The 17248-nt window shown below is 44.3% G+C and carries 10 protein-coding genes and 2 pseudogenes; 8 read left to right on the top strand and 4 right to left on the bottom strand.

The features are described from left to right. Together KFT32_RS15065 and KFT32_RS15060 are read right to left on the bottom strand one after the other, a co-directional pair. Positions 1 to 659 (bottom strand): annotated as a pseudogene (locus KFT32_RS15065) (hypothetical protein); the annotation flags it as partial. A gap of 272 nt (positions 660 to 931) precedes the next feature. Continuing rightward, the gene (locus KFT32_RS15060; protein ID WP_211748048.1) at positions 932 to 1849 is read right to left on the bottom strand and encodes an aldo/keto reductase; all 918 of its coding nucleotides are present in this window, start codon (positions 1847 to 1849) and stop codon (positions 932 to 934) included. 319 nt (positions 1850 to 2168) lie between these two features. Here KFT32_RS15060 and KFT32_RS15055 point away from each other — a divergent pair, with 319 nt between their 5' ends. Further along, positions 2169 to 2510: a zinc ribbon domain-containing protein YjdM gene (locus tag KFT32_RS15055; protein WP_211748047.1), complete on the top strand. Its 342-nt coding sequence runs from the start codon at positions 2169 to 2171 to the stop codon at positions 2508 to 2510. A gap of 127 nt (positions 2511 to 2637) precedes the next feature. Here the strand turns inward: KFT32_RS15055 and KFT32_RS15050 are convergent, their stop codons facing one another. Then, positions 2638 to 3579, bottom strand: a complete 942-nt coding sequence (locus tag KFT32_RS15050; protein WP_211748046.1) for an NAD(P)H-binding protein — start codon at positions 3577 to 3579, stop codon at positions 2638 to 2640. A gap of 93 nt (positions 3580 to 3672) precedes the next feature. Further along, a complete protein-coding gene (locus KFT32_RS15045) occupies positions 3673 to 4563 on the bottom strand; it encodes a LysR family transcriptional regulator (RefSeq protein WP_211748045.1) in 891 nt (296 codons plus the stop codon). A gap of 105 nt (positions 4564 to 4668) precedes the next feature. Between KFT32_RS15045 and KFT32_RS15040 the strand changes: the two genes are divergently transcribed. The 7 genes and pseudogenes from KFT32_RS15040 to KFT32_RS15010 all read left to right on the top strand — a co-directional run bounded on the left by KFT32_RS15040 (position 4669) and on the right by KFT32_RS15010 (position 17143). After that, positions 4669 to 5685, top strand: coding sequence for an SDR family oxidoreductase (locus KFT32_RS15040; protein WP_211748044.1), 1017 nt, complete (start codon positions 4669 to 4671; stop codon positions 5683 to 5685). 181 nt (positions 5686 to 5866) lie between these two features. After that, positions 5867 to 9463 carry a choice-of-anchor I family protein gene (locus KFT32_RS15035; RefSeq protein ID WP_211748043.1) on the top strand — a complete coding sequence of 1199 codons (3597 nt, stop codon included), beginning with the start codon at positions 5867 to 5869 and terminating at the stop codon, positions 9461 to 9463. A 389-nt stretch (positions 9464 to 9852) separates the two neighbouring features. Then, positions 9853 to 11310 carry a glycoside hydrolase family 1 protein gene (locus KFT32_RS15030; protein WP_211748042.1) on the top strand — a complete coding sequence of 486 codons (1458 nt, stop codon included), beginning with the start codon at positions 9853 to 9855 and terminating at the stop codon, positions 11308 to 11310. Positions 11311 to 11357: 47 nt separating this feature from the next. Next, positions 11358 to 12782 carry a glycoside hydrolase family 1 protein gene (locus KFT32_RS15025; RefSeq protein ID WP_211748041.1) on the top strand — a complete coding sequence of 475 codons (1425 nt, stop codon included), beginning with the start codon at positions 11358 to 11360 and terminating at the stop codon, positions 12780 to 12782. Between the two features lie 204 nt (positions 12783 to 12986). Continuing rightward, positions 12987 to 13837, top strand: a pseudogene (gene licT / locus KFT32_RS15020) (BglG family transcription antiterminator LicT). Between the two features lie 131 nt (positions 13838 to 13968). Further along, the gene (locus KFT32_RS15015) at positions 13969 to 15885 is read left to right on the top strand and encodes a beta-glucoside-specific PTS transporter subunit IIABC (RefSeq protein WP_211748040.1); all 1917 of its coding nucleotides are present in this window, start codon (positions 13969 to 13971) and stop codon (positions 15883 to 15885) included. A 202-nt stretch (positions 15886 to 16087) separates the two neighbouring features. Then, positions 16088 to 17143 carry an LLM class flavin-dependent oxidoreductase gene (locus tag KFT32_RS15010; protein ID WP_211748039.1) on the top strand — a complete coding sequence of 352 codons (1056 nt, stop codon included), beginning with the start codon at positions 16088 to 16090 and terminating at the stop codon, positions 17141 to 17143. The last annotated feature ends 105 nt before the right edge of the window (positions 17144 to 17248 follow it).

Raw genomic sequence — 17248 nt, 5'->3', positions numbered from 1 at the left:
AGGCCAGCGGCTCCGGTAGCCCCGGTAGCTCCAGCAACACCGGTAGCCCCGGTGGCTCCAGCAAGGCCAGCGGCTCCGGTAGCCCCGGTAGCTCCAGCAACACCGGTAGCACCCGTGGCTCCAGCAAGGCCAGCGGCTCCGGTAGCCCCGGTAGCTCCAGCAACACCGGTAGCACCCGTGGTTCCAGCAACGCCGTCTGCCCCGGTAGCTCCAGTAACCCCAGTAGCGCCGGTGGCTCCGGTAGCTCCAGTAGCCCCGGTAACTCCGGTAGCTCCAACAACACCGGTAGCGCCGGTGACTCCAGCAGCTCCAGCAGTTCCGGTAGCCCCCCTAGCGCCCGTAGCTCCAGCAACGCCGTCTGCCCCGGTAGCGCCAGTGGCTCCAGCAACGCCTGCGGTACCAGTAGCTCCGGTAGCCCCGGTGGCTCCTCCAGGATCACCAGCAGCCCCGGTGGCTCCGGTGGCTCCAGCAGCGCCAGTGGCTCCGGTAGCTCCAGGATCACCAGCAGCCCCGGTAGCCCCGGTGGCTCCAGCAGGTCCAGCAGGTCCTACAGGTCCGGCAGCGCCCGATGCTCCAGGATCACCTGTTGGCCCCGGTAGCCCCCTGGCCCCAGTGGCACCCTTTGGGCCTGCAGGTCCTCGGGGAGCATTAACAAAAATCTTTGGGGGGGGACAACATGCTTTTTTGATTTTTCCTTTAGTCCCTTTTCTATGACATTTTCTTTTTTTGAGCTTCCTTCTAGAGTGGGAATCTGAACTGCTCACATAGACACCTCCTACAATGTTTCAACATCCTATGTGATATGCCTTGGCCATGTGTATTTTATAGGGGTGTAGGCAAGTTTAATTAATTTACATATTCGAGAATTTATCAACAAAAAAGCAGCCTCTGAATATAGAGGCTGCCTAAAAAGTTTAGTGTTTCTTCTATCTTATGGGAGTATATTCCCTGCTGCACGATAAATTTCGTACCATTCCTGACGGGTAATTGTAATATCTGCCGCTTTACAGCAGTCCTTCAATCGTTCGATATTCATCGTACCGATGATCGGTTGCATTTGTGCCGGATGGCGGAGCAACCAGGCAATAGCCATCGTTGTGTTACTTACGCCGTATTTTTCTGCAATCTCGTCAATCTTTTGATTCAGTTCTGGGAATTTGTCGCTTCCTAGGAATACACCTTCAAAGAATCCATATTGGAATGGTGACCATGGCTGAATAGTAATATCATGCAGTCTGCAATAATCCAGGATACTTCCATCGCGATTCACAGCAGAATCATTTTCGATATTTACATTAATCCCACTGGAAATCATCGTCGTATTGGTGATGCTAAGCTGGAGTTGGTTTGCAATCAGTGGCTGTTTTACATACTTTTTCAGCAGTTCAATTTGCATCGGATTCTGGTTGGATACACCGAAGTGACGTACTTTACCAGAGCTAGCTAGAAGATCAAAGGCCTCTGCTACCTCTTCCGGTTCAACTAGAGCATCTGGACGATGCAGCAGCAAAGTATCTAAATAGTCGGTTTTGAGGCGTGCCAATATACCGTCTACGGATTCCAAAATATGTTCTTTGGAGAAATCAAACATGCCGTTTCGAATGCCGCATTTTGACTGGAGGATGATCTTTTCGCGGATGTCATCGTTCATATGAATGGCGTCTGCGAAGATTGCCTCGCATTCTCCACCGCCGTAAATATCGGCATGATCAAAGAAGTTTGCTCCCTCTTCCAATGCAGTTTGAACAAAATGTTCAGCCCCTGCTTTATCCAGAGAGTTTATACGCATACAGCCAACAGCTACAACAGGCACTTCAAGTGAACTGCTTCCAAGTTTCATGGTTCTCATCGTGTATTCCTCCTTAGTATGGTTAGGCATCTTAATATCACCATTGATTGTGACACAAGTTTGGTATCGTTTACAAGATAGGATGATAGAATAGAGAGATAAAAGTTTCTGAATTCGGTGCTGACAAATCGTATCGTTCATTTTGAACTCTCAAATTATGAATTGCTTTAAGAGTTTGTGCCTATCATCGAGGCTTGTCATCTTTAGTTAGTGAATCATATATTTCTTAATATTTAGAGATTATGATATTATATAGACCGATAAGGACCAAAGGGTCCGAGCACGACAACAAATATATACGTGAATTGAGGAATGAAACATGTCTGATTTGCCAAATTGCCCTAAATGCAATTCTGAATATACCTACGAAGACGGAACTTCATTGGTATGTCCGGAATGCTTTCATGAGTGGAATCCTGTAGCGGATGCCGAAAGTAATGAAGATACCAAAGTTATTAAAGACTCCAATGGTAACGTGTTAAACGATGGTGACACCGTGACTGTCATTAAAGACTTGAAAGTCAAAGGCAGTTCATCTGTCGTCAAGATGGGTACAAAAGTGAAAAATATCCGTCTCGTAGATGGAGATCATGATATTGATTGCAAGATTGACGGTTTTGGAGCGATGAAATTAAAGTCAGAATTCGTTAAAAAAGTATAGTCATTCGAGATTTATAAGGAATGAACTGAAAACAGAATGCACAACAAAAGCGGCAGCTATGGTGATAAGATAACGTCCATAGCTGCCGCTTATTTTAATGATGGGTTAAACTGAAGAATTTGTAGGGTTAGTTATCTTGGGAGTGCCGTTCCCCAACCTGGAATTCATCTGCATGTTCAAACATATATTTTACAGTTAAGGGTTCCTGCCCCGTCAGTTTCTTAAAGTCATCCGTAAAGCTATCCATTTTACCTAATCTGATTGCCTGCCCAAAAGTAACCATACCTTCCGAAGAGTAAGGCGCTTCGGAACCATCTTTAAATTCACCATCGGTTGTTCTTGGAACACCCATCGCTTCAAACACAGCATAATTTTCTTCATCTGTGGTTTCTTGATACGTAATCTGGTTCCCTGTTACTTGATTGCCGACTTCGATAAAGTCAGTCATGGTCATTAACTCAGGGCCATTGATATTTAAAGTGGCTTCATGAATATCTTGGGAAGCGAGAGCGTAAGCGACAGCTTTGGCACAATCTTTTCGAGAAATATAAGCCATCTTACCATTGCCTTGATTGTTTTTTAGAATTCCATCGCCTTTCACATAGGTGAAGTAGTTGGTTACCATCGCTTCTGCATATTGAGAGTTACGAAGGAAGATGTAATCCATCCCGATTTCTTTGACGTAATCTTCAGTATAAGCATGATCGATTTTCTCAACACTTGGATTCATTTCATCGTCTGCATTGACGAGTGATGTATAAATGATCTGTTTTACGCCAGCTTCTTCCGCAGCATCAACTACATTTTTGTGTGCCTTTTGACGCTTCGTGCCCACGAAAGGCATGGAAATTAAAGCGAGTTTATCAGCGTTAGCGAAAGCTGCTGCAAGACCATCCTTATTATTGAAATTCGTTACATGTGTTTCGATGCCTTGTTCTGCATACTCTTTTAAAGATTCCGGATTATATGCACAAAATATAAGATCGTCTTTATCTACCAGTTGCAATACATATTCGGCAGCTTGTTTTCCCAAGTTTCCATCTACACCAGTTAACAATAATTTACCCATAGTATCGACACTCCTTCATAGGAAGATGATTTATACATTCATACTATGTGAAAAAAATAACAAAGTCTAACATGAAAATCGTATCGCCCATTGCTAAATCGAATCATGACGAATTTGATGAAGAAAGGACTGCAATGCTGGGTTGGTATTGTTTTTTAGATAGGCAACCTGAATCTGGAATGTATGATGCGAATCTTCGATTGGGATTAATCTTATTTCTTCTTTTAGGAAAGCGAGATGATAATTATCCGGGAAAAAACCAATCAAGTTCTCTGTAATGATATAGAACAGCTCCGTTTCCACGTCATCTGCACTTCGAACGATGTTCGGCTGGTATCCATCTTCAATTGCATGTTGGATCATCAAATAATAAGAATTCCCAATCACTGTTGGGTTCAGCATGATAATGGGGTGCTCGTATAGTTCTTCTTTTGAGACCGATTGACGATGAAAGAGGGGATGCTGCCTGCTCACAGCAACGCAATAGCGACCGCTGTACAAAGTATGAGTATGAATATCAGCCTTATTTTCGAATTCTGAACTGAAGGCAATGGCTACATCATAAATTCCCTTTTGTAAGTAATCAGAAATATCTTTTAGCAAAATTTTATTTAATTCCAGCTTCATATTAGGGTGATTTTCCTTGAATGATGGGATGAGATTTAATAGGATTTGAACATCTGTTTCTGCCGCATATTCTATGCTCAGCAAGTGGGTATTGTTATTTTGAAAATGATCCATGTTTTTTTGCATACGGCGATATTGTTTCCATAATGCGACTGCCTCCCCATAGAAAAGCCATCCCGCTTTGGTAGGTTCAATGGGAATCTGTTTTCTGTCTATCAGTTGGGTATTAAACTCCGTTTCAAGAGCGGCAATATGTTGGCTAATCGTCGTCTGGGATACATAATTTTTTTTCGCTGTTTCCGTGAAATTCCTACATTCCACGAGATCAATAAAATACTTTATCCGTCTTATGTTCATCGTAACCTCCGAAGTGAGCAGTAAGAAATTGTAATCGTAGAGAGTGCATGCTATCGTAAAGATAGTACTACCTTATTTCCTATTCTAATCTTCGGAGGTGCATTAATGAAAGCACTATTCATTGGAGGAACAGGTACCATCAGTACAGCGATTTCTAGACAGCTACTAGAACAAGGATGCGAGTTGTACCTGCTGAACAGAGGAAACCGAAATGCTGACTTACCGCAAGGAGCACATGTACTAACTGCGGATATTCGCAACGAAGAAGAAGTAGCGGCTTTGATTGAGGATCTTCATTTTGATGTCGTTGCTGATTTTATTGCTTTTGAACCTGCCCAGCTCGAGCGGGATTACCGACTTTTCAAAGGAAAAACCAAACAATTTATATTTATAAGTTCTGCATCTGCCTATCAGACGCCTCTATCAGACTACCGAATTACGGAAGGGACCCCGCTAGCCAATCCTTACTGGGCGTATTCTCGTAACAAAATTGCTTGTGAAGACTATTTAATGAAATTATACCGGGAAGAGGGGTTCCCGATTACGATTGTTAGACCTAGCCATACGTATGACGAGCGCTCTATTCCGCTTGGAGTTCATGGCAGTAAAGGAACGTGGCAGGTCGCGAAAAGAATGCTGGAGAATAAACCGGTCCTGATTCATGGCGATGGTACTTCCTTGTGGACTTTGACGCATAATCGTGATTTTGCAAAAGGGTTCATCGGTCTTATGGGGAACCTTCATGCTATAGGGGAGTCCGTACATATTACCTCGGATGAGTCTGTTACGTGGAACCAGATTTACGAAACAATTGCGGATGCGCTGGGAGTGAAACTGAACGCTGTTCATGTAGCTTCCGAGTTTCTGGATGCGTGCAGTAGTGAAGATTATCGCGGCGGGCTGCTCGGGGACAAAGCCAACACGGTTGTTTTTGACAATTCCAAGCTGAAAAGGCTGGTACCGGAATACGTAGCGACGACGAGAATAGATCAGGGGATTAAGCAGACGGTGGAGTATATTCTTGATCATCCGGAGTATCAGGTGGAAGATGACGAATTTGATCAGTGGTGTGACAAAATGATTTCAGTACTCCGTGCGGCTCAGTCCGCTATGGAAAAATAAACAGTTACTTAACATATAGAGTTGTTCAACCAATGGCTTGTTCACGCGAGCTAATTCGGAGGAACAGCTCTTTTTACATTCCGCATACAATATGATGATCTCTCCGTTAACATTCCCTTTATACAATAGTGATATAGGTAAAGGATTGTACTTTACAATCGCCAAGAGGAGTGGACAAAAGTTGAGAATAAAAACGAAACAATACATAGCTCTGCTGATGGCAGCGCAGTTAACGATAGGATCACTTGCCATGGAGGCCCCACTAGCTTCAGCAGAAGAACGTGTGTCTTCCGAACAAGCCTTAGATGGAACACAGCAGCCTTCTGCTGATCAAATCATAGATACAGATCAAATTAGCGATCAAGTAGCGCTGGACGAGCTTGGTATTAAAACAGCCGAACTGCCAGAAGCAGTCGAAGGCAAGGCATATTCTGTCACCTTGGAAGTGTACGGGGGAGAAGCGCCTTATACATATGCTGCGGAAGGACTTCCGGCAGGTCTTGTTCTTGATGAGCAGTCAGGTATTCTTTCTGGTACTCCATCAGCAGGAACAGAGGGAACTTATAGAATCAATCTCGAAGTTAGCGATCAGCACGCTGAACAGCCGCAGACCGTATCAAAAGAGCTTTCTCTGCAAGTATCCAGTGCGGCAGCAGCCCATTTTTCTGACCAGATAAAGCTTCGTAAGATTGGAAGTTATCAAGTAGGAGTAACAAATGCAGATGGCGGAGTAGCGGAGATTGTAAGGTTTAACAAGGATAATGGAAGCTTCTACCTTGTCAATGGAGCGACACAGCCGCCAACCGTAGATATTGTAAAGCTTACACCTGAAGGTGCAACCGAAAAAGTGAAAAGTATTGATGTCGCAGCACTAGCGAATTCTGACACTTTTCAGGTAGGCGATCTGACGAGTGTTGATATTAATACCAAAGAAAAGTATGTTGCGGTAGCAGTGCAGGAAGAAGCGTCGGAGAAAGCAGGTAAAGTACTGATTCTTGACTACGAAGGAGAGCTGATCACTTCCTACTCCGTAGGGGTTCAGCCGGATATGGTCAAGATTAGCAGCGACGGAAGCCGGATTCTGACAGCAGATGAAGGAGAACCGAGAGAAGGGAACGCTCACGATCCACAGGGTAGTGTTACCATTATTGATTACAAGACTGGAGAAACGAAAACCGTTCTATTTGATGACCCGAGTGTCATTGATGATAACGTTCATATTCGCGGCGAAGTGAATAAAGACGGGACGATTATAGGCGAAGGCAGCAAAAAGAAGGCCATTACGGATCTAGAGCCGGAATATATGGCTCTGTCTCCTGACAATAAGCTTGCCTATGTAGCCCTTCAGGAGAACAATGCCATTGCAACCATTGATATTGCTGCAGGGAAAGTTGTCTCCGTAAAAGGTCTAGGAGTCAAAGACTGGAGCAAACCAGGCAACGAGATTGATCTCATTGCAGATGGGCAAATAAAGCTGGAGAATGTCCCAGTGAAAAGTCTGTATATGCCAGATGGCATTGCTACCTACACCGTAGATGGACAGACCTACCTTTTCACAGCGAATGAAGGGGACGCAACAGACTGGACAGGAATGAAAAATGAGCTGAAAGTTTCCGATATCAAGAAGAAATTTTCCTTATCACAAGAGCTTGGCACCTGGCTGAACGCAACGAAGGACTATGACAAGGTTCGGGTTATGTCCGATATGGGAATGCAGGATGGGACGTTTAATGAATTGTATCTGTATGGGGCTAGATCTTTTTCTATCTGGAATACAGGTACGATGGAACAGGTGTATGACAGCGGCAGTGATTTCGAGCAAATAACAGCAGAACGTCAGCCGGATTATTTCAATGTAAGTAATGACAATGAAGATATGGATGACCGCAGTCCGAAAAAAGGACCTGAACCGGAATATGTCATAGTAGGCAAGGCGGGGAACAAAGCATTTGCATTTACGGGACTTGAGCGTACGGGCGGTGTAATGACATATGACGTTACAAATCCCGAACAACCGTTTTTTGTGAATTATACAAATACCAGAGTATTTGGTCAGGAAGATATTCTTGCTACCGACACCGGACCTGAGGGTCTTGAATATATCTCTGCACTGGATAGCCCAACGGGCAGACCGCTACTGCTTGTTGCCAATGAGGTAGGTGGAACAGTGGCTATTCTGGAAATGGAAATTACCAAAGTAACACTGGGTCAGAAAGCATTATCCATCGAAGAGGGAAGTGAAGGTGGAAAATTACAAGCAAGTGTAGATCTCGTAGGAAGTACAGAAGCTGGAGTGGTCTGGTCGTCATCTCAGCCCGAGATTGCTTCTGTCGATGAGTCAGGCCAAATCAAGGGACTGAAGCCGGGGAATGCAGTGATTCACGCCGTGAGTAAAGATGGATACGGAGAAGCAGAAGCCATCGTAACCGTAACGGAAAAAGGCACGACTGCACCGGGTCCAGGTCCTGTTGATCCTACTCCATCCCCATCACCGGGGACACCAGATGAAACAAATCCTTCTACTCCAGAGCAACCGAGTACAGATGGTCAATATGTAATCGGCCAGGATCAGCAGATTGTAACAACGGAGCAGCTCGCAGGTGGAGATAAACGAAACCACGTGAGTGTGCAGCCTGGTGTGCTCAAGCAGAAAATAGCCGAGATGTCTGCATCAAAAGAGGAGTCAAGGAATCTAGTTATTAATGCTTCTGGGCTTGTAAGTGACTCTGAGCTAAGCATTCCTATGCCATCTCTACTCTCTTTATTAGACCTAGCGAAGAAAACAACGATCCAATTTGTTACTGCGGAAGGAAGTTATGAGCTTCCCATGTCAGTACTCCGGGAAGTAACCGGACAGTCTAGTATGAGGGAAGGTACGCTTCAGATTCGTATTGCTTCGTTAAAGGGTGAATCTTTGGGTTCCCTAGAGCAGCAAACTGCAGCACTAGGAGGTCAGTATATCAAGGGGACAGCAGCTTCTTTTTCAGCTTCGGTGCTAAGTGCGTCAGGAGAGCATCTTTCTATTCAGCATAAAGCCTATCTTAGCCGAGTACTGAAACCACAAGTTGATATTGTGTCAGGACAACAGCTGACTGCGGTTCGTGTAAATGAAAAAACAGGAGAGCTTATGTTCACACCAAGTGTCCGTAAGTCAGATGGTACGTATGAAATGAAGAGTACGCAAGACGGGAGCTTTGCACTCATATCTCTAAGCAAAACGTTTACCGATATGAATAAACACTGGGCAAAGGATCATATACAAGCTCTTGCTTCAAGTCTTGTGGTTCAAGGTGTGAATGAGAATAGCTACGCTCCGAACGTGGCTGTAACACGTGCAGAATTCACGGCCATGCTCGTCAGAAGTCTAGGCATTGATACCGACGTAGAAGGTGCGGTTATCTTTACAGATGTGAACGAAAAAGCTTGGTATGCAGGTTCGGTAGGGGCGGCCGTGAAAGCAGGTTTAACCGTTGGGAAGACAGCCAATGAATTTCAACCAAGTGCTATAATTAACCGTGCTGAAATGGCAGTTATGATGGAAAGAGCAGCAAAATATACAGGAGTGGATTTGACGGTGGATTCATCACCGAGTACTCCGTTTGTTGACCAAAGCGTTATCCCTGTTTGGGCACAAACTAGCGTAAAATGGCTAAGTCAGGTAGGGATCACGCAAGGAGATCAGAATCATCGGTTCTTGCCTTCTGCTTCTGCTACCCGAGCGGAAGTAGGAGTAATGATCCACCGACTTCTAGTAAAAGCTAAATTTATGGATTCATAGAAAAGGAATAAGAAAACAAAAGTCTCCAATTCAAAAGTTGGAGACTTTTGTTTTTTTCTATAGGGGAGATATTGGAACCTGGCGTGAAGTTGATTTTATTTTTTCTCTGTGTTACGCTTTCATTACAGAAAACCACATATCAAATGGACATTCGTTTATTGGATTGTTACTGTGTAAGACAGGCAAAACCTAAACTGATGGTAAAATGACAGACTCCCGTGGAGTTTGCTTTACCTTGAGTTTAGGTTTTTTTTGTTTTCCGACCTCGAATGATTGCCGGCGTATTCGAGATTGTCCGAGAGAGCAGTGAAACCTGCGAAATATGTTTTTATTTAACTTTTATATAACCAATATATCATTCTCACATCATGAAAGAGAGGTCGTAAATTATGACTATAGCAAAAAAAGGTTTCCCAGAAAATTTCTTGTGGGGAGGAGCAACAGCTGCAAATCAGCTTGAGGGAGGATATAACCTGGGTGGTAAAGGTCTTTCCACAGCAGACATGATTGCTCATGTACCGAAAGAGCTTCGTAAAGGCGGGCATGCTATGGATATAACCTCTGAGCGGATTGAGGAGATTTTGTCAGGGAAAATTGAGGAGCGCTTTCCTAAGCGCCATGGCGTTGATTTCTACCATCGTTTCAAAGAAGATATCGCGTTGTTTGCAGAAATGGGCTTCAAAGTATTTCGGATGTCGATTCACTGGGCCCGCATCTTCCCGAATGGCTATGATGAAACGCCGAATGAAGAAGGTTTGAAATTCTACGATGAGGTATTCGATGAGTTGCTTAAATACGGCATTGAGCCGTTGGTGACGCTATCTCACTATGAAACCCCACTCGGTCTTACTGAAAAATATAATGGTTGGGCAAGCCGTGAAGTGATTCAGCATTATGTAAATTATGCGGAAACGGTGTTTAAGCGTTATAAAGATAAAGTGAAATACTGGCTAACATTTAATGAGATTAATGTCATGCTGATCAGTCCATACACAGGCGGTGGTATCCTGATCGATAAGGTAGATAACAAACTCCAAACGACATATCAGGCGCTGCATCATCAATTCGTAGCCAGTGCGATCGTGACAAAGCTTGCCCATGAGATTATCCCAGGCTCCCAGGTTGGTTGTATGCTGGCTCGTATGGAAACATATCCAAATAGCTGTAACCCAGAGGATATTCGTCTTGCACAATTCGAGAACCAGATTAACCTCTTCTTTACAGACGTACATGCACGTGGTAAATATCCAAATTACATGGCTCGTTACTTTGAAGAGAACAATATCACCCTGCAAAAAGAGTCAGGCGATGATGAGATTTTGCTGAATAACACGGTTGATTTTATTTCTTTCAGCTACTATATGAGCGTAACCAAGTCGGCTTCCGCAGATCTGGAGACAACAGCGGGCAACCTTGCTGGAGGGGTGAAAAATCCTTATCTCGAAGCATCCGAATGGGGATGGGAAATTGACCCAATCGGTCTGCGCGTAACGTTGAACAATTTCTGGGATCGTTACAATAAACCGCTTTTCATCGTTGAAAATGGTTTGGGTGCATACGACAAGGTGGAAGAGGATGGATCCATTCATGACTCATACCGGATCGACTATTTGAGTAAACATATCGAACAGATGAAGGAAGCTATTAAAGACGGTGTGGATCTCATCGGCTTCACCAGCTGGGGACCTATCGATCTTGTCAGTATGTCTACATCGGAGATGTCAAAACGCTACGGCTTTATATATGTGGATCTGGACGATGAAGGGAACGGAACCCTTACTCGCTCCAAGAAGGATTCATTTGATTGGTTCAAACAAGTAATTGCCTCCAATGGAGAAGTATTGTAAGTCCGTAAAACATGCATAATAACCACATCGGGAGAGGATGATCAGAAATGACGAAACAATTTCCTAAGGATTTTTTATGGGGCGGCGCTGTAGCCGCTAACCAGCTGGAAGGTGCATATAATACAGATGGGAAGGGACTGTCTGTACAGGACGTTATGCCGCGAGGAATTGTTGGTCCAAGAACGGACGAGCCTACGCCGGATAACCTGAAGCTTGTAGGGATTGATTTTTACAATCGTTATAAAGAAGACGTAAAGCTGTTTGCAGAAATGGGTTTTAAAGTATTCCGCACGTCTATCGCTTGGTCTCGCATCTTTCCTAAGGGAGATGAACTGGAACCGAACGAAAAAGGCTTGCAGTTCTATGATGATCTTTTTGATGAGTGCCTTAAATATGGGATAGAACCACTGGTAACCATCTCTCACTATGAGACGCCACTGCATCTGTCGAAGACCTATGACGGCTGGGTAAACCGTAAAATGATCGGGTTCTACGAACATTATGTGAGAACACTGTTCAATCGTTATAAAGGAAAAGTAAAGTACTGGCTTACCTTTAATGAGATTAACTCTATTTTGGAAGAGCCTTTTATGAGCGGTGGAATCTTTACGCCAAAAGAAGAGCTATCAAAGCAGGATCTCTACCAAGCGATCCACCATGAACTGGTCGCAAGCGCACTTGCTGTGAAGATCGGTCATGAAATAATGCCAGAAGCGAAAATTGGCTGTATGGTACTAAGTATGCCGACTTACCCGCTGACACCGAATCCGGACGATATAGTAAAAGCAATGCATGCCGAGCAGCGCAACGATTTATTCGCTGATATTCATGCCCGAGGATACTACCCGAAATATATGGATCGCTATTTCAAAGAGAACAATATCCACATTCATTTTGAGGATGGCGATGCCGAAATATTAAAGCATACGGTAGATTTCATCTCGTTTAGTTACTATGTAAGTATCTGTGAGACGGCAGATCCAAACAAGCGTAACGAAGGAAAAGGAAACTTGTTTGCTGGTGTGCAAAATCCTTATCTCAAAGCAAGTGAGTGGGGCTGGCAGATCGATCCTCAAGGACTTCGCGTGACGCTTAACAAGTACTATGATCGTTATCAAAAACCGCTCTTTATCGTTGAAAATGGGCTGGGTGCGATCGATGAACTCATTACAGACGAGAAGGGCAATAAGACGGTTATCGATGATTACCGTATACAATATCTGAATGATCATTTGGTCGAGATAGGAAAAGCAATTGAAGACGGTGTTGAAGTCATGGGTTATACGGCCTGGGGCTGTATCGACCTTGTCAGCGCATCAACAGCGGAGATGAAGAAACGTTACGGATTTATTTACGTAGATCGTAATAATGACGGAACAGGAAGTCTGGAACGTTATAAGAAAAAATCGTTTGATTGGTACAAGGAAGTCATTGCGACAAACGGGGCAAGCCTTTCTGAGCCGAACTCCTAAAAATGCTTTTTGTAAAACGGGTAACCCAGTAGGATGTTAAACGCTTTCAAAAACCGTTGTCATACGGCTATCGATATGGTATCATAGGCCTATAGCTAATTAGTACTGGATTGTTACTGTTAAATCAGGCAAAACCAGAAGCAGGGCATAACCCTGCTTTGGTTTTGCCTTTTATTATTTCTGCCTGCAAGGTGATGTGTTGAGATGAAAATTGAGAAGGTGCTGAACAATAATGTAGTTACCGTGATTGATCCGAGAGGAATTGAGCGGGTCGTCATGGGACGAGGAATAGCTTTCAAGAAACATTCGGGCGATTCGATTGATGATAGCTTGATTGAAAAAGTGTTTTCGCTTGAAAGCAAAGAAGTGTCACAAAAACTGAAAACGCTTCTGTCGGATATCCCAGTTGAATATGTCGAATGTTCGGATGAGATTATACGCTATGCAGAAACCGTGTTGGGTGAGAAGCTTCATGAAAGTATCTACATCTCGCTGACAGATCATATTCATTTCGCTATCGACCGGCACAGGCAAGGCCTGCAGCTGAGAAATGCACTGCTGTGGGAAATTAAACGCATGTACCGAAAGGAATATGCGATCGGAACTAAGGCGCTGTCCATTATTGAAGAAACGCTTGGAGTGCTTTTACCCGAGGACGAATGCGCATTCATTGCGATGCATCTCGTAAATGCACAAATGAATGGCGAGATGAGAGAGACCATCAGTATTACCAATATTGTTAAGGATATCTTAAACATTGTGCGTCGAAGTTTTTTAATCGAGCTTGATGAAGATTCATTAAGCTATTACAGATTTCTGACACATCTCAAGTACTTTGCTCAACGTGTGATTCAAGGCACGGAGGTTAAAGACAAAGAAGAAGATAATCCGCTTCATGATTTGGTAGTTAAGCAATATCCTGATGCTAATGCTTGTGCAATGAAGATCAATGACTATACACGCAAAATTTACGACGAATCTTGTCCAAGGAAGAACTGCTGTATTTAACGATTCACATCGAGCGGATCGTAAGAAACGAAAAAACAGTTGAATAGTTTGGGATTGTTACTGTAATAGGCAAAACCTAAACGTTGAATCAGAGATGATAAGCTCTTTGCTTAGACTTGATTCAGTGTTTAGGTTTTTTTGTTCCCTTTTATTACACAAAGAGAAGGAGTAAACCATCATGGATCAACAACAATTGTCCAAAGATATACTAAAACTGGTCGGGGGAGAAGAGAACATTGACCAGGTAACCCACTGTATGACAAGACTTAGATTCAACCTGAATGATAACGATAAAGCCGATAAAAAGACGCTGCAGAATACTCCGGGTGTCATGGGTGTCATGATTAACGGTGGACAGTTCCAAGTCATCATCGGAAATGAGGTACCGAAAGTATACAATGCGCTAGTAGGTAATATGAGCAAATCTCCGGATGGCGGTTCTGCCGAAACGACGGTGGCTAAGAAAAAGAAAAACCCGCTGAGTGCATTGTTCGACTTCATCTCCGGGGTATTTACACCAATCCTTCCAGCAATCACTGGAGCAGGGATGATCAAAGGGATCATTGCCCTGCTGGTGACGATGGGCTGGATGACAGATACAAGTTCAACTTATCAAATCTTATCTGCGATTGGTGACGGAGCGTTCTACTTCCTACCGATCATTCTAGCGATTAGTACAGCACGCAAGCTGGGAAGCAATATGTATATCGCTGCAGCAATTGGTGCTTCCATGCTTCACCCGACGATTACCGCGCTTCTTGGAACTGGGGAGAAGATTACATTTGCAGGGCTTCCGGTCATTGCCGCAACGTATGCATCATCGGTTATTCCGATCTTGATTGCAGTATGGCTCGCATCATATGTAGAGAAAGCAGTAGACAAGATCACTCACGCTTCTTTGAAACTGATTATCGTACCAACGGTTACTTTGCTCGTTATCGTACCGGTGACGCTTATTGCAGTTGGACCGCTTGGTGTTATTCTTGGTAACGGTTTGACCGACGGCTTCTCATGGTTGTTTGATAATGCCGGTCTATTTGCAGGCCTCATCGTAGGTGGTACATTCTCGCTACTCATAATTACGGGTATGCACTATGCGCTCGTACCGGTCATGATCGGTTCAGTTGCCACATTGGGTTATGACTATCTCATTCCAATGATGATGGTTGCGAACTTTGCCCAAGCAGGGAGTGCACTAGGTGTATCCCTCAAATCAAAAGTTAAACAAACTAAATCTTTGGCGATGTCGACTAGTGTTACCGCTTTGATGGGCATAACCGAGCCCGCGATGTACGGGGTAAACATGCGATTCAAAAAGCCGTTTATCGCTGCTCTGATCGGGGCAGGTGTCGGTGGTGCGTTCATGAGCTTGTTCCACACGAAAGCTTATGTTATCGGCGGACTGGCTGGAATTGCCGGAATTCCTATGGTCTTGGGTGAAACTATCGTGTATGCCATTATCGGATTCATTATTGCAATTGCGGTATCAGCAGGATTAACTTACATTTTGGGCTTTGACGAAGGCCCTGCAGCAGCTGAAACAGCAAAACCTGAGCAGGTCTCAGGGGCACAGGTAGAGGAAACATCTGTTCAAACCGCTGTGTCAGCTCATGAAGCGACTGAAGAAGCAAAACCGCAAGATCAGGCAGTATATAGTCCGATTACTGGTGAAGTGAAGCCGCTCAGTGCAGTCAATGATCCAGCGTTCGCAGAGGAAATTATGGGCAAAGGGTTTGCTATTCAGCCTGCGGAAGGCCGGGTCGTGTCTCCGATCAGTGGAACCGTCTTTTCACTGTCTAAGAGCGGTCATGCGATCGGGCTGGTAAGTGATAACGGAGCAGAAATGTTAATTCATATCGGGATTGATACGGTGAAGCTGAAAGGACAATTCTTTTCTCCAAAAGTACAAGCAGGCACTAAAGTGTCTGTAGGGGATCTGCTGATGGAATTTGATCGTGTCGAGATTGAAAAAGCCGGATACGATACGATTACCCCGGTTATCATCACGAATATGTACCAATATGATTCCATTGAATCGGCTGGAAAAACAAACGTCAATGAATCCGAATTGATTTATACGGCTAAAGCTCAGTAAACTTCATCATAATGGTTGGAAAGAAATGAAGAAAGGACCTCGGGTTAATTTCCGAGGTCTTTTTGGTATAAACTATTGAATACGAAAGATTCGAGCTCTGAACGAAGAAACATCTTGCAAAAACAATGCAGAGGCCTCAAGATATAGTTATTATCATAAAGTTACTTACTTACGAATTTAAATAGATGTCGGAGGGAATAAGATGGAGATTGGAATTAGTACTTTTGCGGAAACATCTCCGGATGTACACACGGGTGAGGTGATGAGTCACGCACAGCGTTTACGTGAGGTTGTCGAGGAAATTGTACTTGCAGATCAAGTGGGCCTTGATGTGTATGGCGTAGGGGAGCATCATCGTAAAGATTATGCAGCTTCAAATCCAGCGATGGTACTGGCTGCGGCTGCAGCACAAACAAGCCGTATTCGCTTGACGAGCGCGGTGACCGTCTTGTCTTCAGCAGATCCAGTGCGCGTATTTCAGGATTTTGCTACACTGGACGGCATTTCAAACGGCCGAGCTGAGATTATGGCAGGGCGGGGATCTTTTATTGAGTCTTTTCCTTTGTTCGGCTATGACCTGAACGATTATGATACTTTGTTTGATGAGAAATTGGATTTGCTATTAAAACTACGTGAATCCGAAAAAGTAACGTGGAGCGGCACTCATCGCCCGGCAATCGATAATCTTGGGGTATATCCACGTCCTGTGCAAGATCCCCTTCCCGTATGGATAGGGAGTGGAGGCAACCAGGAATCGGTTATCCGAGCAGGGTTACTCGGTTTACCTCTTGTACTCGCTATTATCGGGGGAAGACCGACTCAGTTTGCACCGCTGGTTGAGCTGTATAAAAAAGCAGCTACCCATGCAGGCCATGATGCTTCGAAGCTGCAGGTCGCGTCTCATTCCCATGGTTTTGTTGGAGATGAACTGCAGGAAGCGGTAGATACGTTCTTTTTGCCAACGCAGCAGAGTATGAATGTCATCGGTAGGGAGCGGGGATGGCCATCCTATACTCGTTCAAGTTACGATGCTGCACGCAGTCTGGAGGGAGCACTATACGTAGGAGACCCACAGACAGTAGCTGAGAAAATCATTTATCTTCGTAAAAATGTAGGAATCACCCGCTTTATGCTGCATGTGCCACTGGGTACGATGCCGCACGCAGATGTGATGCGGGCGATTGAACTGCTCGGTACGAAAGTCGCGCCGCTCGTCCGTGAAGAGATAGCCAGATGGGAAGCAGAAGGCGGCGTCTAATTTTTATAAAAATTGCACATGTTCAGCCTCGAAGTCTCTGTAGGGAGGATTTCGAGGCTTTTTTTCATGCCAGTAAAAGGTCCAGATAATTACATAATTACAGTA

Source organism: Paenibacillus sp. Marseille-Q4541, from assembly GCF_018310695.1.
In the GTDB taxonomy this organism is placed as follows: Bacteria; Bacillota; Bacilli; order Paenibacillales; family Paenibacillaceae; genus Paenibacillus.
The sequence above is the reverse complement of the archived record's forward strand: the minus strand, read 5'-3'. Positions and strand labels throughout refer to the sequence as shown.

Coding starts and splice junctions, on each gene's coding strand:
- KFT32_RS15060 (WP_211748048.1), bottom strand. CDS start 1,849: ATGAGAACCATGAAACTTGGAAGCAGTTCACTTGAAGTGCCTGTTGTA.
- KFT32_RS15055 (WP_211748047.1), top strand. CDS start 2,169: ATGTCTGATTTGCCAAATTGCCCTAAATGCAATTCTGAATATACCTAC.
- KFT32_RS15050 (WP_211748046.1), bottom strand. CDS start 3,579: ATGGGTAAATTATTGTTAACTGGTGTAGATGGAAACTTGGGAAAACAA.
- KFT32_RS15045 (WP_211748045.1), bottom strand. CDS start 4,563: ATGAACATAAGACGGATAAAGTATTTTATTGATCTCGTGGAATGTAGG.
- KFT32_RS15040 (WP_211748044.1), top strand. CDS start 4,669: ATGAAAGCACTATTCATTGGAGGAACAGGTACCATCAGTACAGCGATT.
- KFT32_RS15030 (WP_211748042.1), top strand. CDS start 9,853: ATGACTATAGCAAAAAAAGGTTTCCCAGAAAATTTCTTGTGGGGAGGA.
- KFT32_RS15025 (WP_211748041.1), top strand. CDS start 11,358: ATGACGAAACAATTTCCTAAGGATTTTTTATGGGGCGGCGCTGTAGCC.
- KFT32_RS15015 (WP_211748040.1), top strand. CDS start 13,969: ATGGATCAACAACAATTGTCCAAAGATATACTAAAACTGGTCGGGGGA.
- KFT32_RS15010 (WP_211748039.1), top strand. CDS start 16,088: ATGGAGATTGGAATTAGTACTTTTGCGGAAACATCTCCGGATGTACAC.